Here is a 25807-nt window from a genome sequence, read left to right on the forward strand (position 1 = left end):
GGTTCCGAAATCCGACCGGGCGCTAACCGGCGGGCGCGATCTCCGCCGCCAGCGCCATGATGCGCTGCGGTCCGGCACGGCCGGTCAGGGCATAGGCCATGTCGCCCGCTTCCCAATAAGCGATGACGTCATCGGCGCGCCGCGCGAGCAGCGGCCTCGCCTCCGCCGGGGTTTCGGCCCGGTCCGCGAAGAAGGAGAGCTGCTCGCCCTCCGGCGTGGTGATCGACACGGCGACGGCGGGGCTGTCCGGCGTCGGGTAAAGCTGCACGTCATGGATGCGCCACTGGGCCGGCAGCGGCGGCAGGACGATGCCGGTCGAACGCTGTATCTCGCCGGGGTTGAGCGTGGCGCTCTCCACCTGGGACGCCATGCTCTGGCGCAGCAGCCCGGTGCGGTGCGATGCGGCGGCTTCGTCCAGGAAGGTGGTGGCCTGCGCCGCCTGCGGAAATTCGCCCAGCTCGCCCCGCGCGATCCAGCCGGTGGCGACCAGCGCGGCGATGCCCGCCGCCCGGCCGAGATGGCGCCATGCCCGGCCATGATCATTGTCATTGGCGACGGGGATCGATGTGTCGCGGCGGCGGCCCACCAGCGTGCCCTTGGTCCCGTCATGCTTCAGGCGGAAGTCGATATGCGGCCAGCGCTTGCGCCAGCGCCGGGCGACAATCCGCTCGCCGGGACGGGCCGCGTCGTCCAGCAGCACGACCGCGCCCGGAGACAGGCGCGCGAACAGGTTGTCCGCCGCGCCGCGCACCATCGGATGCACCGCCCAGGGCGGCCCGTCGATGATCAGCAGGTCGATGCTGTCGGGCAGGCTGTCGATGTCGTACCAGCGGCCCGGCCAGTCCTCGCTTTCCGCAACCAGCGGCGCGTGGCGCAGATCGGCCGTAAGCCCATGGTCGGCCAGCCAGTTGCGGGTCGCCTGCACGAAGCCGTCATGCTGGTCGAAGCTGGTCAGCCGCCCCCCGCCGTGCAGCGCCAAAGCGCGCGCGGCGATCAGCGTCGATGCGCCTGCCCCCAGTTCCACCACATGGGCGGGCCGCAGCCGGGCGATTTCCCGCACGATATGGCGCAGGAAACCGACATCGGCCTTCCAGCTCCCCAGATGCGGCAGGGCGTCATGGGGCAGGCCAAGCTCGTCGAGCAGCGCGCGCTTGTCCGCCTTGCGCCCGCCCGACAGGCTGGCCAGCAGCCAGGGCCAGGTGATCGCGCCGAAGCCGACGCGCCAGATCATGTCGGACAGGCGGCGCCGGGCCGCCACGGCATCGGCTTCGCTGAGGGACAGGAAACCGGTCAATTCTCTGGAGGTCACGGGTGCGCCTATCCTTTATCTGCGGGTCGAGACTGGTTATGCGGCGGGATAGCCGGTTCGCTTGGACCCGTATATCGCCAGCACAGGGAACGCCGATGACACGCATCATATCCGCGACTGTTGAACGTTGGCCGGTCGCGGGGGCCTTCATCATCAGCCGGGGCGCGAAGACGTCGGTGGATGTCGTGGTCTGCACGGTGGGCGATGGCGCGCATGTCGGGCGGGGCGAGGGCACGGCGATCTATTATGAGGGCGAGACGGCGGAAGGCTGCGCGGCGGCGATCGACGCCTATGCCGGGCCGCTGGAGCGGGAGGCGCTGCTGAGCGCCATGCCGCGCGGGGCCGCCCGCAACGCGCTGGACTGCGCGCTCTGGGACCTGGAGGCGAAGCGCGCCGGGGTGCCGGTGTGGAAGCTGGCGGGGCTGGAGGAGCCCAGGCCCCTGCCCACCGCCTTCACCATCAGCCTGGGCGATCCGGAGAAGATGGAGGCGGATGCGCGGGCAGCGGCGGGGCGCGGCTTCGGCCTGCTCAAATGCAAGCTGACCGGGGATGGCGACCGGGCGAGGATCGCGGCGGTGCGGGCGGGCGCGCCGGACGTCCGGCTGATCGTCGACGCCAATGAAAGCTGGCACGATCTGGACATTGTGGCGGAGGCGCAGGCGCTGGCGGAACTGGGCGTGGAGATGGTCGAACAGCCGGTCTTCCACGGCAGGGAAGAGCGGCTGGCGGGGATCAGGTCGCCGTTGCCGCTCTGCGCGGACGAGAGCTGTCATACGCGGGCCGATCTCGACCGGCTGGCGGATTTCGACGCAGTGAACATCAAGCTCGACAAGGCGGGTGGGCTGACCGAGGCGCTGGCCCTGTCGCGAGAGGCGCGGGCGCGGGGATTCCGCGTGATGGTCGGCTGCATGCTGGGCACGTCGCTGGGCATGGCTCCGGCCGCGCTGGTGGCGCAGGGGGCGGACTGGATCGATCTGGATGGCGCGCTGCTGCTGGCGAAGGATCGGGAAGGGGGGCTGGAACTGCGCGACGGGCTGCTGCTGCCTGGCGGGCTATGGGGCTTGGATTAAGTTATCTCCCAGCATGACGAAGGAGGAGAGGGGGGCGACCCTCAATATCCTAGCGTCAATCCCACCGCATAATATTTCGGCCCCACATTGGCCTTGGCGCGCAGCTTGGGGATCAGCGGCATGGCGAGCGTCGCATAGGGCCGCATATTGTCGCCGCTGAAGCGCACGCCCGCGCCGATGGTGGCGGAAGCGGGGAGGGTGTAGGTCGCCTCGACGCGCCCATAGAGCTTCGTGTCGCCATCGCGCAGATAGACGCCGCCGCCCGGCGTCAGGCTGAAGCCGGCAATATCCATCGCATAGCCGGCGCCGATTTCCGTGCCCCAATGCCCGTCCGCGCGTCCGTAATTCACCTCGGCCCCGATCCCTTCGGCATGGGCGGCAGGGGTGAAGGCGAGCGCAGCGGCGGCCAGCAAATAACAGGTTTTCATGGCTGTTCCGAAATGTCCGTTCGTCATTGCACCCGCCTGACTCCGGCCGATGCGCCGGGCAAGCGGGAGCAGGCAAGGCGAGTCCGATATGCGGTCAGGCGAGTCAGGCGGGGGCGCTGCCCCCCGGCTGGTCCACGCGCACCACGGGCTGCACCTCCGGATAGGGCATGATCGCCCGGCCGTCGGGCGCGGCGGTAAAGCTGGTCTGCGTTGGATAGGCGAATTCGATCCCCTCCGCATTGAAGCGCTTCCAGATGGCCAGGCCCACGCGGTGCCGCGAAAGGAAATAATCATGGGTGTCGGGGTCGGGCACGTCGAAATTGAGCTGATAGTCGAGCGAACTGGCGCCGAAGCTGACCAGCCCCGCATTGACGAAGATATGCCCCTCCGCCTCCACGATCTCCTTCAGCATGGCGGGGATGGCGTCGGCCTTGTCCTCCGGCGTCTGGTAGATGATGCCGATGGCGAAGGTCACGCGCCGCTGCGCCAGCGTCTGCAGGCTGGTGATCTCCTTCTGGAGGAGGTTGGCGTTGGAGATCACCTTCTTCTCGCCGCTCATCGCGCGCAGATGCGTGCTCTTAAGGCCGATGCGCTCCACCCGGGCGGTGGTCTGGTCATAGGTGATGACCTCGCCCTGCCGGAAGGGTTTGTCGAAGATGATCGACAAGGCGGCGAACAGGTCGGAGAAGATGCCCTGCGCCGCAAGGCCGATGGCGATGCCGCCGATGCCCAGGCCCGCGACCAGGCCGGTGACATTCACCCCCAGATTGTCCAGCACGACGATCAGCGCGATGGCGAACAGAGCGAAGGTCACGAGTACGCGGATCAGGCCCATGGCGTTGGCCAGGCTCTGGCTCTCGTCCGCCGAGGTGCGCCGTTCCACCAGACCCAATATGATTTCCCGCGCCCAGATGGCGCATTGGAAGACGGCGGCGATGGTGAAGAGGAAGACGACGGTCTTCAGCACCATCTCCGGCGGCCGGGCATAGCTCACCACCAGCCGCGCGGCGACCATCGCCATGAAGAAATGGGTGGTGCGGGCAAAGGCGCGGCCGGCGACGTTGGCAAGGCCCAGAGTGTCGCCGGGATGCCCCTTCAACCGTCCGCCCACGCTGCGCAGCGCCGTCAAAAGGCTGTAGATGGCCACAGCCGCGCCGATGGCGATCAGGATCTGCAGATAGTGGAGCGAGAACCAGTGGACCGTCGACTGCCACATCTCGGCCAGATTGGGCGGGCGGACGTCGATCTGCGGCAGGGTGGCGGTATCTTTCTTGGCGGCCATGAATATCCTTGCGGTTCTGGATGCGGATCAGGCCGCCATCGGAAGGGCGGCCGTGCCGCCGGCATCCTCCAGAAAGGCGATCAGTCCGCGTTCGTAACGGGAAAGATAGCGGGTTGCGCGCGGCAGGCGAAGCCCCTGTCGCCATGCATCCTGTCCGTTGCGGCAAAGCTCGATCAGCGCGGGGTGGATATAGCTTTTGCGGCTGATCGCCGGGGTGTTGCCCAGCGCGGCGGCGACCGGCTCGATCATCTGCTTGAGCGACATGCTGCCCGCCGCCAGCGTTTCGAAGGCAATGACGGAGGCGCCCCAGGTGCGGAAATGCTTGGCGGTGAAATCGCCGCCCATGGCTTCGGCTATATAGGCGTTGACGTCGCCCGAGGTGATGGGCCGGGCGACGCCTTCCTCATCCAGATATTGGAACAGATGCTGTCCCGGCAGATCCTGTACGGCGCGAACGAAGCGGACGAGGCGGCGGTCGGTGACGGTCAGCTCATGCTCCCGCCCCGACTTGGCCCGGTAACGCAGGCGCAGCGCCTGTCCGCGCAGGTCGACATGGCGGCGGCGCAGCGTGGTCGCGCCGAAGCTCTTGTTCGCGGCGGCATATTGCTCGTTGCCGACGCGCACCTTCGCCAGGTCGAGCAGGCGCACGACGGCTGCCAGCGTCTTTTCCTTGCGCAGGCCGCGCCTGGACAGGTCGGCTTCGATCCGGGCGCGCAGCCTGGGCAGGGCGCGGCCGAAGGCGGGGCAGCCGGCATATTTCTCCGCCTCCCGCGCGGCGCGGAAATCGAGGTGATAGCGATATTGCTTGCGGCCCCGGTCGTCATAGCCGGTCGCCTGGATATGACCGTGCGGATGGGGACAGAACCAGCAGTCGCGATAGGCGGGCGGCATGGCGATGGCGTTCAGCCGGTCGATCTCTTCCCGGTCGGTGATGCGCGCGCCGCTGGCGTCGAAATAGGCCCATCCTCTTTTCATCGCCCGGCGCGTGATGCCCGGCAGGCTGTCATTGGCATGGACGAGGGAATCGGGCGGCATGGTTTTTCCTCAACCCGCCGTTCCTCGCTTCGTTCCGCAATGCGCGATAGGGGAATGGCTGGAAGTGGCCAATGACCGAAGCGCAACCCTCAATGAATCCGCATGAACCGCATGCCGCTGGGCAACCGCCAATGGAGCGGGTGACGGCGCATCACCGACAGATGGGCGAGCGTCAGCGTCAGGCAAAGGATCGCGGCGGGAATCGCCACGGACTGCGCCACCGGCAGCAGCAGGGCGATTGCCGTCGCGGCGGCCGATCCGCCCAGCGCCAGCAAAGTCGCGCCCGGCTCGCCATCGGGCCCGCGCAGCCAGAAGACGCATCCGCCGACGCCCAGCGCGAAGGCCATGGCGAAACGCGCCGCCTGTGCCGGTTCCGCCAGGCCGCAGCCGATCAGCAGCAGCAGGATCGCGCCCGCCAGACCCAGGCGCGGCATGCGGCCGAGCAGATGGGCGATGACCGGATAGATCAGCAATTCGCCCATGGCGACGGCGATGAGGATTGCGGTGGCGAGCCGGGCCTGCTCCGGTCCCGCGATCAGCGCCACGACCGCCGTCCCGGCCCAGGGCACCAGTCGCAACGGCGCCATGCGGATGTGGCTGATCCACCCCTGCAACCCCGCGCGGGTATCCCAGCGCCGGTCGGCCAGCCGCAACTGGAAGGCGGCGATGATGAACAGCGCTTCGGCGCCCCATGGCAGCAGCGCCGGCGCAATCAGCGGCGCGGCGAGCACCAGCCCCAGCAGCAGGCCGTGGGCCGCGCCCAATATCTTCAGTTCGCCCTTCATGCGGCGCTCCCTTGCGCGACGGGTGTTGCGGGAAATAACGGCTGGCGCGCGGCCAACTTGCGCTTCCGGGTCAAATAGGTGTCGAGGCCGATCTGCAACGACAGCATCATGAAGATGAAGGGCTGATAGGCGATGCCCACGAACAGCGATCCCACCATATAGATGACATGGCCCTGTTGCAGGGCGAGCGCGAAGGGCGACACCCAGGCTTCATCGCCTTCCCGGTTCCGGTACATGCGCCGGATCGCCTCCGTCCGGATGAAGCAGATGAGGTGCAGCAGCGCCCAGAGGAAGAAGCCGAAATAGCCCTGCTCGCCCAGCATCTCGAAATAGGCGCTGTGATAGGCGCGGCCATGGTCGGTGACGATGCGCTTTTCCATGCGCGATCCGGCGGCGTCGATCACCCGCTCCTGCATGACATAGGTGAACCTGTTCTGCAGATAATTGTCGAAACCGCCGCCGCCCGGATGCTCGCCCACATAGTCCAGCGTCCATTTCCACACGGCCAGCCGGGTGGAGGCGCTTTCGTCCTGGCTGTGATTCTCTATGGTCGACATGCGCTGCGTGAAGCTGGCCGGCAGGAAGGGGATGGTCGCCAGCGCCGCCAGCGCCATCAGCGGGCCGTAGATGAACCGCCGCTTCGACCGCATCAGCATCAGCCCCGCCAGCACGGCGATGCAGACAAGGCCCGTGCGCGCCTCCGTGCCGATGGGCATCAGAAGGCAGGCGAAACAGAGCGCATAGGCGAACAGCCTGACCCGCCAGTCGGGCGGAAAGACGGTGCCATGTTGCGACAGCCAGAGGATCAGCGGGATCAGCGAAATGGCGACGGTCGAAATGATGCTGCCTTCATAAAGGCCGCTATTGTTGTCGACCATCAGGTTCAGCACGCCATAGCCGCCCCCCGACAGCGCCGTCTTCATGCCCCCATTGATGATGATCGTGCTGGCGCAGAGCACCATGAACAGGGCCAGCGCCTCGATCCGCAGGCGGGTGCGCAGGGTGACGGGCAGGAAGATGGCGAACAGCATCGCCTTCCACACCCAAGCCCATTTGCTCGCGGCGTTGATCGGAAAGTCTGCCGTCGCCGTGGTATAGCCGCACCAGACTAACAACAGCAGCAGGATCGCCTGCCGCGCAGACAGTCGGCAATCCTTCTTGTCGTCCACCAGCAGCCACGCCCCCACCGCCAGTACGAAGGCGATGAAGGAGATGGGGATGCTGTTCAGCAGGAAATAGGAGAGCCGTTGGGGCGAAACGATGTCGATATAGGCATAGACCGCGATCAGCAGGAACGGCCTGCGGAAGCCCAGCAGGAAGAAAGCGCCGAGGAAGGCGACGAAGAACAGGTCACGCATCGCCGCTCTCCGCCTCCAGGCCGGAGGGAGGATCGCGATCCAGATCGGGCCGCGACAGCAGCCGCCAGGCCGCCAGCAGAATGACGCCATGGCTGATGAGAAGGGAAAGGGCGTCGATCATCGCGTGCTTGAGCTATCCGTCACTTCCAACATGCTCCTGCAAAGGCAGAAGCCCAGGCCGGACGGCAGGACTAGGCTTCTGCCTTCGCAGGAGCATGTTGTACTGAAGCCCGAACCCTCCCACCCCTAACCCAACAGAGTTGACGGCCCGTTAAACCTTTTTCGGCAAGACTCGTCGCCATGACACGGATTCTCCATGTGCTGGACCACAGCCTGCCCATGCATAGCGGATACACCTTCCGCACCCGCGCGATCCTGCGGGCGCAATTGGCGAAGGGCTGGGACGTGCGCGGCATCACCGGCCATCGCCATGCCGCGCCGGGGCCGCTGGAGGAGGTGGTCGACGGCCTGCATTTCCACCGCACGCCCGGCGAATCGACCGGCGGCCATCCGCTGCTGCGCGAATGGCGCGACATTTCCGCCCATGCCGACGCCATCGATATGCTGGTGCGCCAGTGGCGGCCCGACATCATCCACGCCCACTCGCCGGTGCTGAACGCGATCGCGGCGCAGAAGGTGGCGAAGCGGCACAATATCCCCATGATCTACGAGATCCGCGCTTTCTGGGAGGATGCGGCGGTCGGCAACGGCACCGGGACGGAGGGCAGTCCGCGCTACTGGCTGACACGGCAACTGGAAACCCATGCCGTCCGCGCAGCCGATGCGGTTGCCGTGATCTGCGAAGGCCTGCGCGGCGATCTGGTGGCGCGGGGAATCGACGCGGCCAAGATCATCGTCTCGCCCAATGGCGTCGACATGGACCAGTTCGGCACGCCCGTTCCCCGCGATCCTGCGCTGACCGCGCAACTGGGGCTGGAGGGCGCCGACGTTGTCGGCTTCATCGGCAGCTTCTACGATTATGAGGGGCTGGACGACCTGATCGCCGCCCTGCCGAAACTCGTGCGCGCCCGCCCGAAGGCGAAGCTGCTGCTGGTCGGCGGCGGCCCGTGCGAGCAGGCGTTGCGCGACCGGGCCATGGCCTCGCCCTTTGCCGACCATATCGTCTTCGTCGGCCGCGTGCCGCACGATCAGGTCGAGGATTATTATGCGCAGGTCGACATCCTCGCCTATCCGCGCAAGTCGATGCGCCTCACCGATCTGGTGACGCCGTTGAAGCCGCTGGAGGCGATGGCGCAGGGTCGGCTGGTCGCCGCGTCCAGCGTCGGCGGCCATCGCGAACTGATCGAACATGGCGTCACCGGCACGCTGTTCGCGCCTGACGATCCGCCCGCCCTTGCCGCCGCGCTGGCGGGGATGTTCGCGGATCGCGGCTTCTGGGAAGAGCGGCGCGCGGCGGCGCGCGCCTTTGTGGAGCGGGAGCGTAACTGGTCGTCAAACATTCTTCGCTACGAACCCGTCTATCGGCAATTGCTGGCGCGCCCTGAAGGGGCGCGTGCGGCGGCGTGAGAAGAATGCGTGGGCTGCTGAAGGCGCTTTCGGGCGCGCTCGGGGCCGGGCTGCTCCTCTTCTCGCTGCCCACAGGGCTGGTCGAAACGGTCGTGGCGTCGAGTGGCCTTAGCGAAGTCATCCCGGCCGCCGCGCCGCCGCTGGGGCTGAAGGCCCGTCTGCTGCTGGCGGGTTTCGGCGCGGCGATGGTCCTGGGCCTGATCTGGGCGGGACAAAGGGAAAAGCGCGTCGCTCTGCTGACGCATGACAAGCAAGGGCGCGGGAACGGCGCCGCAGGAGTGAGTGAAATGGGTTTTGCATTGTCGAAGCTGAACTGGCTGTCGCGTGACCGGAGCAGGTCGGGTCCGGCGCTGCGCCGTGCCGACGCCCATCCCGATGCCCCCGCGCGTCCGCCGATCTTCGCCAGCCGCGACTTTGGCGGCCTCGACATTTTCGCCCGCACCGCGCCCGGACGCGAAGATGGGGAGGCGGAAGCCGCTGTCGAGGCGCCCATCACCGCGCCGGGCAGCCTTTCCATTCCCGGCATGCCGGACAAGATGACGGAGGAAACGGCCTTCGCACGCCTGCAGCGCGCATTTTCGTCGGAGACCGTCGATGCCGACCCTCAGGAGATCGCGCAGCCGGCGCAGCCCGAGACCGCTCCCGCGCCTGCGCCCATCGAGCATCTTTCATTGGCGGAGCTGACCCAAAGGCTGGAACAGGGTCTTGCCCAGCGCAAGCGCATGGGCCGGCCGGCCTCCGTTCTGGCCGACATGCCGGTCGAAGCCGCCGTGCCCGTGCGCGATAAGGTGGAGCAGGGCGTCGATGAGGCCCTGCGCGCCGCTCTGGGGACTTTGCGGACCATGGCCGGCCGCGCCCGCTGAACCGGCAGGCGAGAGCGCGCTGACGGGCGCTCTCCCTTGATGGCTCTCACCAGTCCTCTATGGTGAGCGCCGACAATTCGACCCACTCGCCGCCCGGCACCGGACGGCGGCAGTCGATGCTGATGTCCGCGACGAAATGGCCGGACAGGCTCCATTCCGCTTCTTCGATTCCCTGGACAAAGGCTGCGCGCCGCTCGGCCGCATCGGGCCCGGCCAGGGTCAGCGCGACGACATGGCGCCGCCCCTGGAACAGCGCGCTCGCCCAGGGACGGCTGACGGCGCGTTCCACCATGACGGTTCCACCCGCCCGCGCGATCAGTTGCGACAGCAGACGGGGCAGGGGGTCGCGCGCTTTCGCCGCACCTTCATTTTGGAGCAGATTCCGGATGGGAGCGTTCACGTGGATGCTTGTCATTCGCCCATGCTCCTGCGATATGTGTTCATGAAATGTTCTACTCGCCTCTTCATTCTCATGCCGGGTTCGCGGCCCCTGCGCAGGTCGAAGACCAGCCGGGGATCGCGCACGCTCTCGCGGCCGAACCGGGTCGCGGGAATGCCGTTTTCCCGCAGAAATTTTTCGACCTCTCGCAACAGCATAGTCCCGCTTCTCCTCTGTCGATTCGATCCGCCTGCGCGAATCCCTCAGGTGATTTTCATGTTGCCTAATTTCCTACTTGTCTAGGAAAATTCCTATCAGTAATGGATGAGATATGGTCGGTATTGGAGAAGATCCGCGCATGGTGCTGGAGCGGCTGATTGCCGAGCGGGGCGACAGCTATTCCGATCTTTCGCGCCTGTTGAACCGCAATCCCGCCTATATCCAGCAGTTCATAAAAAGGGGCACGCCGCGGAAGCTGGATGAGGAGGACCGGCGCATATTGGCCCGCTATTTCGGCGTGGCGGAGGAAATGCTGGGCGGGTCGGTCCCGCGCGGAACCCCGCCGGTCAGGGTGCGGTCGCTGCCTTCGGTGGTCAGCGTGCCGCGGCTTTCGCTGGGCGCTTCGGCTGGGCCGGGTTCGCTGGACGAGGATGAGCGGGCGGCCGGCCTGATGGCCTTCGACGCCAACTGGCTGCGTCATCTGGGCGTTCGGCCGCAGAAAATATCGATCATCCGCGTCGATGGCGAATCCATGGCCCCCACGCTCAGCGATGGCGATGAGATCATGGTCAATCATGACGACGATGCGGGGCGGCTGCGCGACGGCGTCTATGTGCTGCGGCTCGACGGGGTGCTCATGGTAAAGCGCGTGGCCATGGGGCCGCGCAGGGGTTTTTTCTCCGTGCTCAGCGACAATCCCCATTATCCCGACTGGATCGACATCGATCCGGCGCTGGTCGTGATCGTGGGTCGGGTGGTATGGACAGGAAGACGGCTGGTTTAGGGCGGGTTTCGATGTGATTGAATCAGATCGCCGCTATAATCTCTTTATTGTCCGCGATTTCTTGACCAGCGATCGGTTCGATTGCTGGAAATCGCTCTGGGAGGCAGGCTTTTGAACGACAATGGCGCGGCCATCCGCAAGGCCACCGAATGGCGTGGGGCGCGGCTGGCGCTGGCGACGGTGGTGTCGACCTGGGGCTCCGCGCCCCGGCCGCGCGGCAGCCATATGATCGTGCATGAGGACGGCCGGTTCGAAGGCAGCATATCCGGCGGATGCGTCGAGACCGACGTGCTCCAGCGCGCGGCGGAGGTGATCGGGGGACGGCCGGCGAATCTGGAAACCTATGGCGTGGCCGATGGCGACGCCTGGGCGGTAGGCCTGCCCTGTGGCGGGGAAATCAGCGTGCTGGTCCAGCCGGTCAGCCCGGAAGGCTTCGACCCCGCATTGTTCGAGCGGATCGCGGCGGAAAGCGAGAAGGGCAGGGCGCTCACCCTGTCGACGGATCTTGCGACCGGCCTCACGCGGGAAGGGGCGGGGGAGGGGCAGTTCCACAACCGCTACGATCCGCCCCGCAGATTGCTGATCGTCGGTGCTGTGCAGATCGCCCAGTCGCTCAGCGCACTGGCGCGGGCAATCGGCGTCACTCCCGTCGTCATCGATCCGCGCGGCCGTTTCCTGACGGAGGAGCGCTTCCCTGGCGTCGAACTGGACGACCGCTGGCCGGACGAAGCGGTTGCGGCCCGTTTTCCCGGCGAATCCACCGCGGTCGTGACGCTCAGCCACGACATCAAGATCGATGATCCCGCCTTGGCGGCGGCGCTGCGTGGGCCGACGGGCTACATCGCCGCGCTGGGATCGCGCAAAAGCCATGCGGCGCGATTGGAACGGCTGGCTGCTCTGGGCTTTTCGGCGGAAGAACTGGCGCGCATAGACGGCCCCGCCGGCCTCGACATAGGGGCGATAGGCGCGGCGGAAATCGCCCTCTCCATCGCAGCCGGCATGGTCGCGGGCTTCAACGCCAAGCGCTAGAGACAATCGACATTCAGAAGATGACGAGCCGAGCCGAAGACCACCGAAGGTAAAATGGTGGTTTTCCGTGACCCGGAGCGCAGCCTACTCAAAGTAGGAGAGCACCGGAAGCACGGAAAAGCGTCATTTGCAGGCCGTCAGGGCTGAATGTCGATTGGCTCTAAGCCAAGCCTCCCCATCGACGAAGGGGAGGGCGGCCAGCCCTAGCAGCACTTCCCCCCATTCCTGCCCCCATAACGCGACTCCTGCCGCTCCCGGAAGAAGGCTGTCCGGTCCATCGGCGCACGCTCGGGATGATGCGCCCGCATATGGCGCAGATAGGCGTCATAATCCGGCACCCCGACCATCATATGCGCCATCTGCCGCAGCCGGTGGAGGAAGATGCTCATTCCGCCGGGACCAGTTGCGCCGGAATTTCCCGTGCGGTCGGCGCCGCCACCTTCCGCGCGGCGAGGCAGGTGCGGATGGTGAACAGCAGCACCGCCAACACCACGAACAGGAAGACCGCGACCAGCGCCGCGTCGATCCGGTCGTTGAAGATGATCTGCCGCATCTCCGCCATCGACTTGGCGGGGACCAGCACCTCGCCATCGCCCGCCGCGGCGCTGAACCGGGCGGCATGCGCCAGGAAACCGACCTTCGCATCGGCGGAAAACAGCTTGAGGAAGCCCGCCGACAGGGTGCAGATCAGCAGCCAGGCGGTCGGGATCAGCGTCACCCAGGCGAAGCGGTCCCGCTTCATCCGGAACAGCACCGCCGTTCCCAGCATCAGTGCGATGGCCGCCAGCATCTGGTTGGAAATGCCGAACACCGGCCAGAGCGTGTTCACCCCGCCCAGCGGATCGGTCACGCCCTGATAGAGGAAGAAGCCCCAGGCCGCGACGGTCAGCGCCGTTGCGATGACCCCGGGAGCCATGCTCTTGCTGTCCTTGAAGGCGGGCACCGCCAGCGCGATCAGATCCTGCAACATGAAGCGTCCGGCGCGCGTCCCCGCATCCACGGCTGTCAGGATGAACAATGCCTCGAACAGGATCGCGAAATGATACCAGAAGGCCTTCATCGCCGGCCCGCCCATGATATGGGAGAATATCTCCGCCATCGCCACCGCCAGCGTCGGCGCCCCACCCGCGCGGGAGATGATGCTGTGCTCGCCCACATCCTTCGCGGTCTGCAGGATCAGATCGGGCGAGATGGGGAAGCCCATGGCCGTCACCGCCGCCGCCGCGCTGCCCGCGTCCTTGCCGATCACCGCCGCAGGGCTGTTCATCGTGAAATAGATGCCCGGATCGAGGATCGACGCGCCCACCAGCGCCATGATCGCCACGAACGCCTCCATCAGCATCGCGCCATAGCCGATCATCGGCGCATGGGCTTCGCTGGCGATCAGCTTGGGCGTGGTGCCGCTGGCGATCAGGGCATGGAAGCCCGAAACCGCCCCGCAGGCGATGGTGATGAACAGGAAGGGGAACAATCCGCCCGACCAGACCGGCCCGTTGCCGTTCACGAACTGGGTCACGGCATGCATTTTGAGCGGCGGCGCCATGATGACGATGCCGATCGCCAGCGCCGCGATCGCCCCGATCTTGAGGAAGGTCGACAGATAATCGCGCGGCGCCAGCAACAGCCACACCGGCAATACCGACGCTACCGCGCCATAGCCGATCAAGATCCAGCAAAGCTGCACCGGCGTGAAGGTGAAGGCCGGCCCCCAGACCGGCGAAGCGGCGATGTTCTGCCCATAGACGATGGCGGCGAGCAGCCCGACCAGTCCCAGCAGCGACACTTCCCCGATGCGCCCCGGCCTGATCCAGCGCGTATAGGCGCCCATGGCCATCGCCAGCGGCACCGTCGCCGCCACGGTGAACATGCCCCAGGGGCTTTCCGCCAGCGCCTTCACCACGATCAGCGCCAGCACGGCGAGGATGATGACCATGATCATGAAGGCGCCGAACAGCGCGATGGTCCCGGCAACCTGCCCCATTTCCATGCGGATCAGCTCGCCCAGCGACTTGCCGTCGCGGCGCATGGAGATGAAGAGGACCATGAAGTCCTGCACCGCGCCCGCCAGCACCACGCCCGCAATGATCCAGAGCGTTCCGGGCAGATAGCCCATCTGCGCCGCCAGCACCGGTCCCACCAGCGGGCCCGCGCCCGCAATGGCGGCGAAATGATGCCCGAACAGCACCGTCCGGTCGGTCGCCACATAGTCGAGGCCATCGGCCCGCCGGATCGCGGGCGTGGGCCGCGACGGGTCGAGCCGCATCACATTTCGCGCGATGTAGAGCCCATAATAGCGATAGGCGACGAGGAAGCTGCTGACCGCCGCCACCACGATCCACAGCGCATTGACCGCCTCGCCGCGGGATACAGCCACCACCGACAGCGCCACCGCGCCCATAATCGCTATCATTATCCAGGGAATATGCCGGGTCATCGCTCTCTGATCGCTTGTTCGTTGGAAAGTGCGCACAGTAGAGCCGCAATCTTCAAAGACAATCATCTTGTCCGGAAACCGGACTGCGCGCCCGCTGCCGTTTGAACGGCCAGTCCGTTGCTCCGCCTGCCCAGAGCGCCCACCATATGATCACCGGCTGCGCAGCCAGGCGCGGCCCGTGATACCACCAGCTCAGATGCACGCCGCCAAGCGGAATGTCGTTCAGGGCATGGTGGAAATTGGCTGGCCACACGCACAGGGCGTAGAGCGCGAGAGCCATGCCCGCCGCCCTGCGCAGCGGCGTCAGCATCAGGCCGATGGCGCCGGCGATCTCGGCCACGCCGGTCAGCGCGATCGTCATATGGGGTGCGGGAACCCAGTCAGGCGTGATCGCGACGAAGCCGCTGGGCCGGGTCAGGTGCAGGGTTCCGGCCAGGCCGAAAGCCAAGGCCAGGACCGTTTGCGCGACCCGTCTCCCTCTGCCGTGCGGCCTCGCGCCGTCGCGAATCATCCAAGCTCCAGTTCAGCCTCATTCTCGCCGTCCCAGATATGGGCGCGCTGCGCCTGGACCTTTATCATGACAAGGCCGGGCGTGTCCGGCCCTTCCTCGAACCAGTCCTGCAACTGGCTGTTCCAATGCGCGCGGAACGCATCGCGATCGCGGATCAGGTCGGCGCGGCCCTCCACGGCGATGAACAGCGGGTTCTGCTTGAGCAACCCGGTACGCCCCTGAAAGGACAGGCCGACGCGCGGATCGCGTTCGATGTCCTTCACCATCAGCGTGTCTTCCGTGGTGAAATAAAAGCTGTCGCCGCCATAGGCGACATCCTGGTTGTTGCTCATCGGCCTTGCGCCGATCTGGCCGCCGTCGGCATGGGTCGACAGCATCGCGAAATCGATGTCCTTCATCTTCTCCGCCAGACTGTCGAGCGTCAATTGCATCATAGTCACTCTCCTTGTCCCCTATCGCGCAAACGCATGAAATCAGGGGCGGCTCCACCGGATTCGCCTTGGGAAGGAAAAGAACATATCATGAACATGATCGACCGATTCGCATGGAGCGAAATGTCATGGAAAACCAGCCCGGCAAGACCCTCTTCCGCCTGTTCTTCGCCCTGAAGCCCACATTGCTGATCGCCCGCCAGACGGATCATTTCGCGGAGGCCATCGCCGGCGGCGCCCGGCGCATCGCCGTGGATCACCAGCATGTGACGCTGGCGATCACCTGCGATTATGTCGAATATCCCTATGCGGTGATCAAGGCGCTGATGCGCGCCGGGACAGGCGTGATGGCGGAACCGTTCGACCTGCGGCTGGACCGGCTCAGCATCGGCAACCGGTCCGCCGCCCTGCGTCCGTCCCATAGCGTGCCGCTGCTCGGCACGCTTCAGAAGCAGATCGCGGCGGGCATGAAAGGCGCGGGGGTGATGCTGCGTCCCGGCTGGAGCTTCAGCCCGCACCAGACGCTGTTCTACCGCGACGGTCCGCCGGAACAGCGTCGGGTCGATGGCTTTGGCTGGCATGTCGACCGGTTCATGCTGATATGCAGCCATGTCGGGCGCACGCATCATGAGACCCTGGCCACCTGGACTCTGAAAGGAAGTGGGCAGTACAGCCTTTTCTAGCCGCTTCGGCTCCCGCGAGGAAAGCCTGCCGGGGATCAGCCGGAACTTGCGTCCTGGCCGATGATCCGGGGCGCCCGCACATAGCCGAAGTCGCCCGTGCCCGACCAGGACCGCCCGTCAGGATAGCGCAGTTCGATTCCCGCCAGATCGCGTTCGTCGGCCAGGCGCATGTTGACGCCCATCATGCCGTTTCCGAACCGGGATACCGCGCTGGCGGATAGGGTGAAATGGGTGGTCGATCCGCATCGACCGCAAAACTGGATCTCCGCCGCCGGATCGTCCTTGTCCTCCCGGCAATAGCTTTGCGTGGCGCCCTCGACACGCACCTCGCGGGGGTCGAGATAGGCCCAGTGCGCGCCCGTTTTGCTGCACAGCGTGCAGTTGCATGCATTGATGAACGCCGGGCGTTTCTCGATCGTCAGGCCGATCCGACCGCAGAGGCAGGTGATCCTCACCATCGGCCGGGCCTCACCCTTGGGTCACGCTTTCCAGCACGGCGGCGCGCAATTCGGGAAGTCCCATGCCCTTTTCGCTCGACGTCGCGATGATGTCCGGATGCGCGGCGGGCCGTTTGCGGATCGCCTCGGCCACGGCCTCGTGGACTTCCGCAAGATGGCTGGCCTTCACCTTGTCCGCCTTGGTCAGGACGATGCGATAGCTGACCGCCGCAGCGTCCAGCATGTCGAGGATGTCGGTATCGACATCCTTGATGCCGTGGCGGCTATCGATCAGCACCAGCGTGCGCTTCAGCTTCGCCCGCCCGCGCAGATAGTCGTTCACCAGAAACCGCCATTTGCGCACCATGTCCTTGGGCGCGCGGGCATAGCCATAGCCCGGCATGTCGACCAGCCGGAAGCGCAACGGGTCGCCCACGTCGAAGAAATTCAGCTCCTGCGTCCGCCCCGGCGTATTGGACGTGCGGGCAAGGCCGTTGCGGTTCGTCAGCGCATTCAGCAACGATGATTTGCCGACATTGGACCGCCCCGCAAATGCCACCTCGTTCACCGCCATGTCTGGCAGGAATTTGAGGTCGGGCGCGGATTTGAGGAAGGCGATGGGGCCGGCAAAGACCTTGCGCGCTTCCTCGATCAATTCAGCCTGTTCCTGTTCGGTCAACGCCCCGGCCTTATTTCGCGGTCGCTGCGCTGAGTTGCGGGTGGCGCTTGTAGAGCCACCATTGCTGCAACATCGACAGGCAGTTGTTGGTGATCCAGTAAACCAGCAGGCCCGCCGCGAAGGGCGCCATGATGAACATCATCATCCACGGCATGATCGCGAACACCTGCTGCTGCATCGGGTCCATCTGCGCCGGGTTCAGCTTGAACTGGAAGTACATGCTGATGCCCAGCAGCAGCGCCAGCACGCCGATCCCCAGGAAGGCGGGCGGGGTGAAGGGCAACAGGCCGAACAGGTTGACGATGTGCAGCGGATCGGGCGCGCTCAGATCCTTGATCCACAACACGAAGGGCTGGTGGCGCATTTCGATGGTGAGCTGCAGCACCTTGTAGAGCGCGAAGAAGATCGGGATCTGGATGAAGATCGGCAGACAGCCCGCGAGCGGATTCACCTTCTCGCGCTTGTAGAGCTCCATCATCTCCTGCTGGAGCTTGGGCTTGTCGTCCTTATATTTCTCCTGCAGCGCCTTCATCTTGGGCTGCACCGCGCGCATCGCCGCCATGCTGGCGAACTGGCGCTGGGCGACGGGGAACATCAGGCCGCGCACCACGAAGGTCAGGCAGATGATCGCCACGCCGAAATTGCCGATATGCTCGAACAGCCAGTGGAGCAGGGCGAAGATCGGCTTTTCGAACCAGTAGAACCAGCCCCAGTCGATCGCCCGGTCGAACAGCGGAACGCCGGCGTCTTGATAGGCTTCCAGCGTCTTCACCTCCTTGGCGCCGACGAACAGCCGGTTGGTCTGCGTCACTGCCTTGCCTGGCGCGACCATGATGGGGGCCAGCGACACGTCGGTCTGGAACTGCGTGCCGGCACCTTTACGCATCTGGCCGGTGAAGGCGGCCTTCTGGTCGGGAATCAGGGCGGAGAGCCAATATTTGTCGGTGAAGCCGATCCAGCCGCCGGTCGACTGGAAGCTCTGCGTCGCCGGACCCTTTTCCAGATCCTTGTAGTTCACGTCATAATTGGCCGCGCCGTTGAACACCCCCATCGGGCCGACATGGATCGTCCAGGTGTCGGGATCGGCCGAGGGAGTCGCCCGGCTGACATAGCCGTAGCTCTTGACGCCCACCGCGCCGGCGCCGCTGTTCGACACCTTCTGCTGCGCGGTGATCATGTAATTTTCGTCGATGGAATAGCGGATCTCGAAGGTCTGGCCCGCGCCATTGTTCCACGTCAGCGTGACCGGGCTGGACGGGGTCAGTTCCTTGGCCGACGCCGTCCACAGCGTGCTGCCGTCCGGGGTCTTCACCCCTTCGCCCTGCCAGCCGAAGCCGGCGAAATAGGCGTGCCGGGTGCCGCTGGGGCTGTAGAGGCGAATGGCCGGCGACGCCTTGGCGATCGTTTCCTTGTAGGTCGGCAGCACGATGTCGTCGATGCGCGCGCCCTTCAGGTTGATCGATCCGGTGATCTTGGGCGTGCGGATGGGCACGCGCGGGCTGTCCTTCAGCGCCAGCGCCAGGTCGCGGACCGCAGCGGACCCTTCCGCCGCGGGGGCGGCGCCGGACGGGGTGAGCGGCGTGGTCTTGCCGCCCTCGATCTTCGTGGCCGGCGGATTGGCGGCGGGGAAGAAATATTTGGCGACATAGGGCCAGCCGAACAGGATCGCCGCGGTCAGCAGCACCGCCAGGATGATATTCTTCTTGTCGTCCACGCTTGTCGGCTCCGCCGTATCTCGAAATTCGTATCAGGGGACCGGATCGTAACCCGAACCGCCCCATGGGTGGCATCGCATTAGCCGCTTCGTGGCCAGCCAGCTACCCTTCACCGCACCATATTTGCCGATCGCCTGAATCGCATATTCGGAACAGGAGGGCGCATAGCGGCAGGAAGGAGGCAAAATGCGCGAAGGCCCAAGCTGCCAGAAGCGCGCGATCAGGATGAAAAGGCGGGCGATCACGGCCTGTCCCTGCCATGTCTGCCCCTGCCATGTTCCTGCGAGGGCGGGAAGCCCGTTCCGCCGCTGCCTTCCGTCGCGACCCCGGGTTCCTGCCTGCGCAGGGGTGCCGTGTCTTTCGGAGGGGAAGGCCGCCCCTTCCTGCGCGGCGCCTCATCAACAGGCCGGCTCATCACCTTGCCCAGCGCCTTTTCCAGCTCCCGGCGAAGCAGGCCGAAGTCGCGCTCGATCCCCTCGGCGCGCCCGATCAGCACATGATCCGCTCCGGCTATGCCATGCGCCGGCAACAGATCCCGCGCCAGAACGCGAAAGCGGCGCTTCATCCGGTTGCGGATGACAGCGCCGCCAATCTTTTTCGTGACCGTGATGCCGTACCGCATCGCCGGATCGCCGTCGCCGCGTTCGCGCACCAACAGGACAAAGCCTGGCATGGGCGCGCGCCGCCCGCGATTCGCCGCCAGAAAATCAGCGCGCCGGGTCATGACCGCAGGCGCGCGCTCAAGCGGCGCGTCGTTCAGGCGCTCAGGCTCTTGCGGCCGCGTGCACGACGAGCGCGCAGCACGTTGCGGCCGCCGGGGGTCGCCATGCGAGCGCGGAAACCGTGACGGCGCTTCCGAACCAGATTGCTCGGCTGATAGGTGCGCTTCATCGTTCATTCCTCAAAAAACTAAAAGAATCGGGCGTGACAAAAAAGGGCCGCCGGGCGGGCGGCCGCATGTCAGGGGGCGTCCGATAGGCAAAAGGGAGAGGCGAGTCAATGGCGGAGGAGAAGGTCGTGATGGTTTCGAGGACGGTTCAGCGCGATGTCGGATTCCGGTCGAGCGCTGCCGTCCGTGGATCATCATACCGTGGGAACCTGGCTCTCATGAGCCGCCTGTCTCATTCGAGTGCTTCGCAGGAGCACGGTGCGCTTCATGGGGTGCGCTTCAAGGAAAGCGGAAGGTCAGCAAACCGCGCGGAAGCCGCCGCTTACTTCCCCCGCGCCGACGCCACCGCGGCCTTCAGGGCGTCATAGCCCACGGCCCCATTCAGCACCTGACCCCCGATAACGAAGGTCGGCGTGCCGCTTGCCTGCAGTTTCTGCGCCAGCCCGATATTGGACTGGATCTCCGCATCATATCTGCCCCCCGCGATCGCCGCCTGCGCCGCCTTCGCGTCGATCCCGACCTTCGCCGCCGCCGCGAGGATCGTCTCATGCGTTACCTTGCCCGCTGCATAGAGCGCCCGGTGGAAGGGCATATACTGGTTCTTCTCCGCCGCCAGCAGCGACACCTTCGCGGCATCGATGCTCTCGTCGGACAGGATCGGCAGTTCGCGATAGACGACCTTCACCCTCTTGTCCTCACCCACCAGCCTGGCGAGATCGGGCAGCGACGCCCGGCAATAGCCGCAGGCATAGTCGAAAAATTCGACCACGGTCACATCGCCATTGGCGGCCCCTTCCCACGCGCCGGCATAGGGGGTCTCGATCGTCTTGCGACTGGCGTCGATCATGCCCGACATCCGCTTCGCCTGCAGCTTCTCGACCGCCTGCGGGATGATCTCGGGATGTTCCAGGATATAGTCGTGCACGATCTGCTCGATGGCGGCCTTGTCTCCGGCGTCGACGCGGCCCGTGCTCTGGGTGCCGAGCGCCGCGCCCGTCGCGGTGGCGGCGATGAAGGCGAAAACGCCAAGGGTCATCATGATGGTCCTGTTGGAAAGCGCTGCGCGAAAGCTGGGCCGCCTTTGATCTGTCATCGTTTCTTTCGCTTCTGCTCGACGGCTGCGCGGGAAACCATGGCGATATCCTGCGCGCGCAGATAGTCAACCGTGCCCGGCTTCAATCCCTGCATCGCGGCGTCGGCGCTGCGCAGCGCCATCTGATCCTCGCCCATCATCGAATAGCGTTCCGCCGTCGCCAGCGCGGCACGGGGTAGGTCGCCGCGATGTTCATAGACCACGCCCAACTGGTACCAGGCGAAGGGATTTTCCCGGTCCCGCGCAATGGCGTTGCGCAGCACCTTCTCCGCCTCCGCGAAATTCGCGTCATTTTCCGTCGCGATCAGCGCATGGCCCAGCAGCGTGGCGATCAGCGGCTGGTTGGTGAGCTGCACGGCCTCCCGCAGCGGCGGGATGGCGTCGGCGGGCTTGCCGCTTTCCAGCAGCACCTGCCCCTTCAGTTCCAGAAAATAGGGATCGTGCGGCGCGGCGGCCAGCAGGGCGTCGACCTCCGCCAGCGCCTTGTCCGGATAGGCGCTCTTGTGCCAGGCATAGGCGCGGGCATAATGCGCCGGCAGCGACTGGTCGCTTTCGGGATATTTGAGCAGGGTCTGGCTGGGTTCCGACACGAAGCCCACCAGCTTCGCCTTGATCCTTTCGAACCGCGCCTCCAGCTTCGGGTCCATCGGCTTGTCCCAGGCGGGATCGACCGTATAGACTTCCCGCAGCACATTGATGCGCTCGCCTGAAAGGGGGTGGGTGCGGCCGTAACTGTCGTCCTGCGGAATGGCGAGGCGATATTCCTGGTTCTGCAGCTTCTTGAAGAATTCCAGGCTGCCCTTGCCCGAAACCCCCGCCTTGCTGAGATAGCGCGCGCCGGCAAGGTCGGCGGAGCTTTCCTGCGCCCGCGAAAAGGCCAGGAACTTGCCCATCGCCGCCTGCTGCCCCATGCCCAATATGCCCATGCCCGCTTCCGCGCCGCCCGCCGCGATCGCCGCCGCGCCCAGCACCAGGCTGAGCAGGGTGATGCCGGTCGCCTCCTTCATCCCCTCCCCGTAACGGATGACATGGCCGCCCTCGATATGGCCGAGTTCATGCGCGACCACGCCCTGCACCTGGTTCACATTGTCGGCGGCCGCGATCAGCCCGCTATGCACCCAGACATATTGGCCGCCCGCCACGAAGGCGTTAATATTGGGATCGTTGATGACCAGCACCTGGACATTGCGCGGCTCCATGCCGGCCGCCTCGACCAGCGGCGCTGACATGTCGGCCATGAACGCCTCTGTCTCCGCGTCCCGCAGGATCTGCTGCGCCGCGGCCGGGCGCGACAAAAGGGCGAGCGATGCGGCGGCGATGGCCGCGAAACGAAGCCAGCGCGCGGTCATGCGAGGATGGTTCGGCGTGCAGGGGCGGTGCGGGGCAGGGGAAAAGGCTCCATCGCTGACTGTCAATGCCGTCCAGGGGATGAACGGCAACTGAAAGGCGTTATGTAGCCCATAAAGCGGCAGGTCCAATAGGGGCTTTGGCGGGAAGCGAACACCCACTTTATCCCTCTCCCTGGAGGGAGAGGGCTGCGCAGACTTGGCAGCTTGCTGCCTAGTCGTAGCTGGGTAAGGGGGGTGCGATCCAAGGATCGCGTGGGCCGCAGGCCCGCTCCCCTCTCATCCAGATCAGCCCCGGCTCCTTCGTCGCCAAAGCTTCCCATCTCCCTCCATGAAGAAAGAAGGTCCTGAAATAGCTGCAAAATCCCGCCGGGGGAAAATGAAAACGCCGCCGTCCGGCCGCCCGAAGCGGCAAGACAGCGGCGTCTTTCCATCGCCTGTCGGCTTACTGGCCGAAGGTGCGCTGCCACCAGCCGCGGCGCGGCGCGCCATCGTCACCTTCGTCTGCCGCTTCGGCTTCTCCGTTCACGATGAGCGTCTCCGCAGCCTCATCGGATGGAACGGCCTCGACGGGCGTTTCAACGGATGACGCGGTCTCGGCGGCAACGGCTTCCTCGACCACCGGATCGGCCTTCTTGCGACGCGTGCGCTTGGGCTTGGCCGGCGCCTCTTCGGCGGCGGGCGCTGCCGGTGCAGCCTCGGCAGCAGCGGCTTCCTCCGCTACCGGATCGGCCTTCTTGCGGCGCGTGCGCTTGGGCTTGGCCGGCGCCTCTTCGGCGGCGGCGGCTTCCGGCACGGCTTCGACGGGCGTTTCCACAGGAGCTTCGACCGCAACGGCTTCCACCGCTTCGGCGGCAGGCGCGGCGCTTTCCTTCGCCTTGCGTGCACGGGGGCGGCGGCGGGTCTTGGGCGCTTCTTCCTCGGCAGGGGCTTCGGGCGTTGCTTCCGCCACGGGCTCCTGAACGACTTCGGCCTCGACGGCTTCCTCGCTTGCAACCGAGCCTTCGCTCACCGCTTCCTCGCCGGCTTCGCGGCGGCGGCGTCCGCCCCGGCGGCCCCGACGGCCACGGCGACGGCCTTCGCCCTCCGCTTCGGCGGCGGCTTCGGCCAGAACAGCCTCGGTCTCGCCCTCGATCTCGGCTTCCTCTTCAGCGCTGTCGGCGTCCTCGCCAGCCTCGCCTTGGGTCTCCGACTCGGCGCGATGCTCGTCGCGCTGACCGCCGCGACGGCGACGACGGCGGCGACGGCGACGGCCGCCTCCTTCCCGATCATCACCGCGATCCTCGCCCCGCTCGGCGCGTTCCTCCTGCGCGGCGTCGACTTCCTCGATCTCTTCCTCGTCCAGTTCCTCGATGACGTCGAGATCGTCATCCTCTTCCGCGATCGGAGTATAGTCCACCACCCGCTCCGGACGCGGCCCGCTGGCCTCGACCGACATGCGCGCGCCTTCGACCTCGCCATCGGGCAGGATCGCGATGCGCACGCCATAGCGCTGCTCGATCTCGTCCAGCTCCCGGCGCTTGTTGTTGAGCACGTAGAAGGCCGCTTCCTGGCTCGCCCGCAGCGTGATCAGGCTGCCGCGACCGCGCGCCGCCTCCTCTTCCAGCATGCGCAGCGCGCTGAGGCCGGCCGACGAAGCGGTGCGGACCAGCCCCGTGCCTTCGCAATGCGGGCACTGGCGGGTCGATGCTTCCAGCACGCCGGTGCGCAGCCGCTGGCGGCTCATTTCCATGAGGCCGAAGCCGGAGATCCGGCCGACCTGGATACGGGCGCGATCGTCCTTCAGCGCCTCCTTCATCGCCTTCTCGACCTTGCGGATGTTGGAGTTCATCTCCATGTCGATGAAGTCGATGACGACCAGGCCCGCCATGTCGCGCAGGCGCAACTGACGTGCAATCTCCCGCGCCGCTTCCAGATTGGTGGCGACAGCGGTCTGCTCGATGCCATGCTCGCGGGTCGACCGGCCCGAGTTGATGTCGATCGAAACCAGCGCCTCGGTCGGATTGATGACCAGATAGCCGCCGGACTTGAGCTGAACGACGGGATTGTACATCGCCGCGAGCTGGTCCTCGACGCTGGCGCGCTGGAACAGCGACACCGCGTCGGCATATTGCTTCACCCGGCGCGCATGGCTGGGCATCAGCAGCTTCATGAAGTCCTTGGCCGCCTTATAGCCATATTCGCCCTCGACGATGACCTCTTCAATATCCTTGTTGTAGATGTCGCGGATCGCCCGCTTGATGAGGTCGCTGTCATTGTGGATCAGCGCGGGCGCGTCCGACTTCAGCGTCTTCTCGCGGATTTCGTCCCACAGGCGCGCCAGATAGTCGAAGTCGCGCTTGATCTCCGGCTTGGTGCGCTGGAGGCCCGCGGTGCGGACGATGCAGCCCATGGTGGAGGGCAGGTTCATCTCCGCGATGATCGACTTCAGCCGCTTGCGGTCGGCGGCGTTCGAAATCTTGCGCGAAATGCCCCCGCCATGGCTGGTGTTGGGCATCAGCACGCAATAACGGCCGGCAAGCGACAGGTAAGTGGTCAGCGCCGCACCCTTGTTGCCGCGCTCCTCCTTGACGACCTGCACCAGCAGCACCTGGCGGCGCTTGATGACGTCCTGAATCTTGTAGCGGCGGCGCAGCGCCATGCGCTTGCGGCGCAGTTCGTCGGCGGCATCGTCGCCCTTGCCGCGACGGCCGCGGCCCCTGCCGTTATCGCCGCCATTGCCGTTCTCGGCCGTTTCCTCGCCATGATCCTCATCGTCATGATGATGGGTGGCCTCGACGACTTCCAGCCCGCCGTCGGCGGCGACATCCTCGTCATCCTCGACCTCGGCGCGCAGCGCGGCCTCTTCCTCCGCATGGGCGCGTTCCTCGCGCAGCAGCGCTTCGCGGTCCTCGCGGGGGATCTGATAATAGTCGGGGTGGATTTCGCTGAAAGCCAGGAAACCGTGCCGATTGCCGCCATAATCGACGAAGGCCGCCTGCAACGACGGTTCTACGCGAGTGACCTTGGCGAGGTAGATATTGCCCTTGAGCTGCTTGTGCTCGGCCGATTCGAAGTCGAACTCCTCGATCCGGTTACCTTTGACGACCGCGACCCGGGTTTCTTCCCGGTGGCGCGCATCGATCAGCATACGCATTGTCATTTATTGTTCTCCGGCGCTGGCGGCCGACGGCACTGGGCCGGGCTGCCGCGCGATAGTAAGGGGGCGGCGCGAGTTGCTGCATCGCCCGGTTTGGCATGGAAAATTGCGTGTCTGCTGCCGGGGCAGGGCCGGACCATGTGCCGGACACCACCAACCACGCCGCATCGCCCGGGATCGGGTTCAGCGTGGATTGGAAATCATGCCTCATGCAGCGTCAACCTGTTCGTGCATCGGTTCCGGGCGTTGCCGCCCGCCGGTGCCATCGTGAATATCCCCGAAAGAACGTCGCCCGAAAAGGCGCGTCTCCAAGGAATGTGAATGGGTAGCAGTCAAAATGGCAAGGAGCAACGGCTCCTGGAAATATTGTTTCGCGTCGCGC

General features: G+C 65.8%; 27 protein-coding genes and 1 pseudogene. 6 read left to right on the forward strand and 22 right to left on the reverse strand.

Annotated features, from left to right (window positions below; all coding sequences use genetic code 11):
• Positions 1 to 22 precede the first annotated feature (22 nt).
• Positions 23 to 1309 (reverse strand): class I SAM-dependent methyltransferase, encoded by a 1287-nt coding sequence (locus TZ53_RS12715; RefSeq protein ID WP_044661503.1) that lies wholly within the window; start codon positions 1307 to 1309, stop codon positions 23 to 25.
• A 95-nt stretch (positions 1310 to 1404) separates the two neighbouring features.
• Here TZ53_RS12715 and dgcA point away from each other — a divergent pair, with 95 nt between their 5' ends.
• The gene (dgcA, locus tag TZ53_RS12720) at positions 1405 to 2379 is read left to right on the forward strand and encodes an N-acetyl-D-Glu racemase DgcA (protein ID WP_044661504.1); all 975 of its coding nucleotides are present in this window, start codon (positions 1405 to 1407) and stop codon (positions 2377 to 2379) included.
• 41 nt (positions 2380 to 2420) lie between these two features.
• Here the strand turns inward: dgcA and TZ53_RS12725 are convergent, their stop codons facing one another.
• The 6 genes from TZ53_RS12725 to TZ53_RS27775 form a co-directional block, all read right to left on the reverse strand.
• Positions 2421 to 2807 (reverse strand): hypothetical protein, encoded by a 387-nt coding sequence (locus TZ53_RS12725; RefSeq protein WP_044661505.1) that lies wholly within the window; start codon positions 2805 to 2807, stop codon positions 2421 to 2423.
• Between the two features lie 103 nt (positions 2808 to 2910).
• A complete protein-coding gene (locus TZ53_RS12730; protein WP_044661506.1) occupies positions 2911 to 4089 on the reverse strand; it encodes a mechanosensitive ion channel family protein in 1179 nt (392 codons plus the stop codon).
• Between the two features lie 27 nt (positions 4090 to 4116).
• On the reverse strand, positions 4117 to 5124 hold the full coding sequence (locus TZ53_RS12735) for a DNA topoisomerase IB (RefSeq protein ID WP_044661507.1): 1008 nt from the start codon (positions 5122 to 5124) through the stop codon (positions 4117 to 4119).
• An 89-nt stretch (positions 5125 to 5213) separates the two neighbouring features.
• Positions 5214 to 5909, reverse strand: a complete 696-nt coding sequence (locus TZ53_RS12740; RefSeq protein WP_044661508.1) for a hypothetical protein — start codon at positions 5907 to 5909, stop codon at positions 5214 to 5216.
• Positions 5906 to 7267, reverse strand: a complete 1362-nt coding sequence (locus TZ53_RS12745; protein WP_044661509.1) for a putative O-glycosylation ligase, exosortase A system-associated — start codon at positions 7265 to 7267, stop codon at positions 5906 to 5908. The genes TZ53_RS12740 and TZ53_RS12745 overlap by 4 nt, the downstream gene beginning before the upstream one ends.
• Positions 7260 to 7388: a hypothetical protein gene (locus TZ53_RS27775; protein ID WP_255308758.1), complete on the reverse strand. Its 129-nt coding sequence runs from the start codon at positions 7386 to 7388 to the stop codon at positions 7260 to 7262. Before TZ53_RS27775 ends, TZ53_RS12745 begins: the two co-directional genes overlap by 8 nt.
• A gap of 179 nt (positions 7389 to 7567) precedes the next feature.
• On the opposite strand from TZ53_RS27775, the gene TZ53_RS12750 reads away from it, so the two are divergent.
• Positions 7568 to 8794 carry a TIGR04063 family PEP-CTERM/XrtA system glycosyltransferase gene (locus TZ53_RS12750; protein ID WP_044661510.1) on the forward strand — a complete coding sequence of 409 codons (1227 nt, stop codon included), beginning with the start codon at positions 7568 to 7570 and terminating at the stop codon, positions 8792 to 8794.
• Between the two features lie 5 nt (positions 8795 to 8799).
• Positions 8800 to 9657, forward strand: a complete 858-nt coding sequence (locus tag TZ53_RS12755; protein ID WP_044661511.1) for a hypothetical protein — start codon at positions 8800 to 8802, stop codon at positions 9655 to 9657.
• 46 nt (positions 9658 to 9703) lie between these two features.
• On the opposite strand, the gene TZ53_RS12760 is transcribed toward TZ53_RS12755, so the two are convergent.
• Positions 9704 to 10072, reverse strand: coding sequence for a hypothetical protein (locus tag TZ53_RS12760; protein WP_044661512.1), 369 nt, complete (start codon positions 10070 to 10072; stop codon positions 9704 to 9706).
• The gene (locus TZ53_RS12765; RefSeq protein ID WP_025549299.1) at positions 10069 to 10254 is read right to left on the reverse strand and encodes a hypothetical protein; all 186 of its coding nucleotides are present in this window, start codon (positions 10252 to 10254) and stop codon (positions 10069 to 10071) included. Before TZ53_RS12765 ends, TZ53_RS12760 begins: the two co-directional genes overlap by 4 nt.
• Before the next feature lie 113 nt (positions 10255 to 10367).
• Between TZ53_RS12765 and TZ53_RS12770 the strand changes: the two genes are divergently transcribed.
• Positions 10368 to 11039, forward strand: a complete 672-nt coding sequence (locus TZ53_RS12770) for a S24 family peptidase (RefSeq protein WP_044661513.1) — start codon at positions 10368 to 10370, stop codon at positions 11037 to 11039.
• A 111-nt stretch (positions 11040 to 11150) separates the two neighbouring features.
• Positions 11151 to 12068: an XdhC family protein gene (locus tag TZ53_RS12775; RefSeq protein WP_044663024.1), complete on the forward strand. Its 918-nt coding sequence runs from the start codon at positions 11151 to 11153 to the stop codon at positions 12066 to 12068.
• A 203-nt stretch (positions 12069 to 12271) separates the two neighbouring features.
• Here the strand turns inward: TZ53_RS12775 and TZ53_RS12780 are convergent, their stop codons facing one another.
• Genes TZ53_RS12780 through TZ53_RS12795 form a run of 4 tightly spaced genes read right to left on the reverse strand, consistent with a single transcriptional unit; the run spans position 12272 to position 15444 of the window.
• Entirely contained in the window at positions 12272 to 12457 is a 186-nt protein-coding gene (locus TZ53_RS12780; protein ID WP_044661514.1) for a YbdD/YjiX family protein, read from the reverse strand.
• Entirely contained in the window at positions 12454 to 14502 is a 2049-nt protein-coding gene (locus TZ53_RS12785) for a carbon starvation CstA family protein (RefSeq protein WP_044661515.1), read from the reverse strand. Before TZ53_RS12785 ends, TZ53_RS12780 begins: the two co-directional genes overlap by 4 nt.
• Before the next feature lie 52 nt (positions 14503 to 14554).
• The gene (locus TZ53_RS12790) at positions 14555 to 15013 is read right to left on the reverse strand and encodes a DoxX family protein (RefSeq protein ID WP_083199151.1); all 459 of its coding nucleotides are present in this window, start codon (positions 15011 to 15013) and stop codon (positions 14555 to 14557) included.
• Positions 15010 to 15444 carry a pyridoxamine 5'-phosphate oxidase family protein gene (locus tag TZ53_RS12795; protein WP_371873080.1) on the reverse strand — a complete coding sequence of 145 codons (435 nt, stop codon included), beginning with the start codon at positions 15442 to 15444 and terminating at the stop codon, positions 15010 to 15012. The genes TZ53_RS12790 and TZ53_RS12795 overlap by 4 nt, the downstream gene beginning before the upstream one ends.
• A gap of 128 nt (positions 15445 to 15572) precedes the next feature.
• Between TZ53_RS12795 and TZ53_RS12800 the strand changes: the two genes are divergently transcribed.
• Complete coding sequence (locus TZ53_RS12800) at positions 15573 to 16127, forward strand: 2'-5' RNA ligase family protein (protein ID WP_044663026.1); 555 nt, start codon at positions 15573 to 15575, stop codon at positions 16125 to 16127.
• A gap of 35 nt (positions 16128 to 16162) precedes the next feature.
• On the opposite strand, the gene TZ53_RS12805 is transcribed toward TZ53_RS12800, so the two are convergent.
• The 9 genes and pseudogenes from TZ53_RS12805 to TZ53_RS12845 all read right to left on the reverse strand — a co-directional run bounded on the left by TZ53_RS12805 (position 16163) and on the right by TZ53_RS12845 (position 25428).
• On the reverse strand, positions 16163 to 16585 hold the full coding sequence (locus tag TZ53_RS12805; RefSeq protein ID WP_044661517.1) for a GFA family protein: 423 nt from the start codon (positions 16583 to 16585) through the stop codon (positions 16163 to 16165).
• Between the two features lie 10 nt (positions 16586 to 16595).
• Positions 16596 to 17243 carry a ribosome biogenesis GTP-binding protein YihA/YsxC gene (gene yihA / locus TZ53_RS12810; RefSeq protein WP_025551804.1) on the reverse strand — a complete coding sequence of 216 codons (648 nt, stop codon included), beginning with the start codon at positions 17241 to 17243 and terminating at the stop codon, positions 16596 to 16598.
• 10 nt (positions 17244 to 17253) lie between these two features.
• A complete protein-coding gene (gene yidC, locus TZ53_RS12815; RefSeq protein ID WP_044661518.1) occupies positions 17254 to 18957 on the reverse strand; it encodes a membrane protein insertase YidC in 1704 nt (567 codons plus the stop codon).
• Between the two features lie 33 nt (positions 18958 to 18990).
• On the reverse strand, positions 18991 to 19203 hold the full coding sequence (yidD, locus tag TZ53_RS12820; protein ID WP_025551802.1) for a membrane protein insertion efficiency factor YidD: 213 nt from the start codon (positions 19201 to 19203) through the stop codon (positions 18991 to 18993).
• A 104-nt stretch (positions 19204 to 19307) separates the two neighbouring features.
• Positions 19308 to 19682, reverse strand: a pseudogene (gene rnpA, locus TZ53_RS12825) (ribonuclease P protein component); the annotation flags it as partial.
• Between the two features lie 32 nt (positions 19683 to 19714).
• Positions 19715 to 19849 (reverse strand): 50S ribosomal protein L34, encoded by a 135-nt coding sequence (gene rpmH / locus TZ53_RS12830; RefSeq protein WP_007683189.1) that lies wholly within the window; start codon positions 19847 to 19849, stop codon positions 19715 to 19717.
• A 320-nt stretch (positions 19850 to 20169) separates the two neighbouring features.
• Entirely contained in the window at positions 20170 to 20940 is a 771-nt protein-coding gene (locus TZ53_RS12835) for a DsbA family protein (RefSeq protein ID WP_044661519.1), read from the reverse strand.
• Positions 20937 to 22289, reverse strand: a complete 1353-nt coding sequence (locus TZ53_RS12840; protein WP_044661520.1) for a M48 family metalloprotease — start codon at positions 22287 to 22289, stop codon at positions 20937 to 20939. Before TZ53_RS12840 ends, TZ53_RS12835 begins: the two co-directional genes overlap by 4 nt.
• 442 nt (positions 22290 to 22731) lie before the next feature.
• On the reverse strand, positions 22732 to 25428 hold the full coding sequence (locus TZ53_RS12845; RefSeq protein WP_044661521.1) for an Rne/Rng family ribonuclease: 2697 nt from the start codon (positions 25426 to 25428) through the stop codon (positions 22732 to 22734).
• Positions 25429 to 25807 lie beyond the last annotated feature (379 nt).

The sequence above is a fragment of the Sphingobium sp. YBL2 genome (genome assembly GCF_000943805.1).
Classification (GTDB): domain Bacteria; phylum Pseudomonadota; class Alphaproteobacteria; order Sphingomonadales; family Sphingomonadaceae; genus Sphingobium; species Sphingobium fuliginis.

What these genes read in the sequence shown, in the direction of transcription:
- rpmH (WP_007683189.1), bottom strand. Translation starts at nt 19,849, where the DNA reads ATGAAGCGCACCTATCAGCCGAGCAATCTGGTTCGGAAGCGCCGTCAC.
- TZ53_RS12845 (WP_044661521.1), bottom strand. Translation starts at nt 25,428, where the DNA reads ATGACAATGCGTATGCTGATCGATGCGCGCCACCGGGAAGAAACCCGG.
- TZ53_RS12755 (WP_044661511.1), top strand. Translation starts at nt 8,800, where the DNA reads ATGCGTGGGCTGCTGAAGGCGCTTTCGGGCGCGCTCGGGGCCGGGCTG.
- TZ53_RS12770 (WP_044661513.1), top strand. Translation starts at nt 10,368, where the DNA reads ATGGTCGGTATTGGAGAAGATCCGCGCATGGTGCTGGAGCGGCTGATT.
- TZ53_RS12745 (WP_044661509.1), bottom strand. Translation starts at nt 7,267, where the DNA reads ATGCGTGACCTGTTCTTCGTCGCCTTCCTCGGCGCTTTCTTCCTGCTG.
- TZ53_RS12790 (WP_083199151.1), bottom strand. Translation starts at nt 15,013, where the DNA reads ATGATTCGCGACGGCGCGAGGCCGCACGGCAGAGGGAGACGGGTCGCG.
- TZ53_RS12740 (WP_044661508.1), bottom strand. Translation starts at nt 5,909, where the DNA reads ATGAAGGGCGAACTGAAGATATTGGGCGCGGCCCACGGCCTGCTGCTG.
- TZ53_RS12735 (WP_044661507.1), bottom strand. Translation starts at nt 5,124, where the DNA reads ATGCCGCCCGATTCCCTCGTCCATGCCAATGACAGCCTGCCGGGCATC.
- TZ53_RS12730 (WP_044661506.1), bottom strand. Translation starts at nt 4,089, where the DNA reads ATGGCCGCCAAGAAAGATACCGCCACCCTGCCGCAGATCGACGTCCGC.
- TZ53_RS12750 (WP_044661510.1), top strand. Translation starts at nt 7,568, where the DNA reads ATGACACGGATTCTCCATGTGCTGGACCACAGCCTGCCCATGCATAGC.
- TZ53_RS12725 (WP_044661505.1), bottom strand. Translation starts at nt 2,807, where the DNA reads ATGAAAACCTGTTATTTGCTGGCCGCCGCTGCGCTCGCCTTCACCCCT.
- TZ53_RS12840 (WP_044661520.1), bottom strand. Translation starts at nt 22,289, where the DNA reads ATGACCGCGCGCTGGCTTCGTTTCGCGGCCATCGCCGCCGCATCGCTC.
- TZ53_RS12805 (WP_044661517.1), bottom strand. Translation starts at nt 16,585, where the DNA reads ATGGTGAGGATCACCTGCCTCTGCGGTCGGATCGGCCTGACGATCGAG.
- TZ53_RS12785 (WP_044661515.1), bottom strand. Translation starts at nt 14,502, where the DNA reads ATGACCCGGCATATTCCCTGGATAATGATAGCGATTATGGGCGCGGTG.
- TZ53_RS12760 (WP_044661512.1), bottom strand. Translation starts at nt 10,072, where the DNA reads ATGACAAGCATCCACGTGAACGCTCCCATCCGGAATCTGCTCCAAAAT.
- TZ53_RS27775 (WP_255308758.1), bottom strand. Translation starts at nt 7,388, where the DNA reads ATGATCGACGCCCTTTCCCTTCTCATCAGCCATGGCGTCATTCTGCTG.
- TZ53_RS12765 (WP_025549299.1), bottom strand. Translation starts at nt 10,254, where the DNA reads ATGCTGTTGCGAGAGGTCGAAAAATTTCTGCGGGAAAACGGCATTCCC.
- TZ53_RS12800 (WP_044663026.1), top strand. Translation starts at nt 15,573, where the DNA reads ATGGAAAACCAGCCCGGCAAGACCCTCTTCCGCCTGTTCTTCGCCCTG.
- TZ53_RS12835 (WP_044661519.1), bottom strand. Translation starts at nt 20,940, where the DNA reads ATGACAGATCAAAGGCGGCCCAGCTTTCGCGCAGCGCTTTCCAACAGG.
- TZ53_RS12795 (WP_371873080.1), bottom strand. Translation starts at nt 15,444, where the DNA reads ATGCAATTGACGCTCGACAGTCTGGCGGAGAAGATGAAGGACATCGAT.
- TZ53_RS12780 (WP_044661514.1), bottom strand. Translation starts at nt 12,457, where the DNA reads ATGAGCATCTTCCTCCACCGGCTGCGGCAGATGGCGCATATGATGGTC.
- dgcA (WP_044661504.1), top strand. Translation starts at nt 1,405, where the DNA reads ATGACACGCATCATATCCGCGACTGTTGAACGTTGGCCGGTCGCGGGG.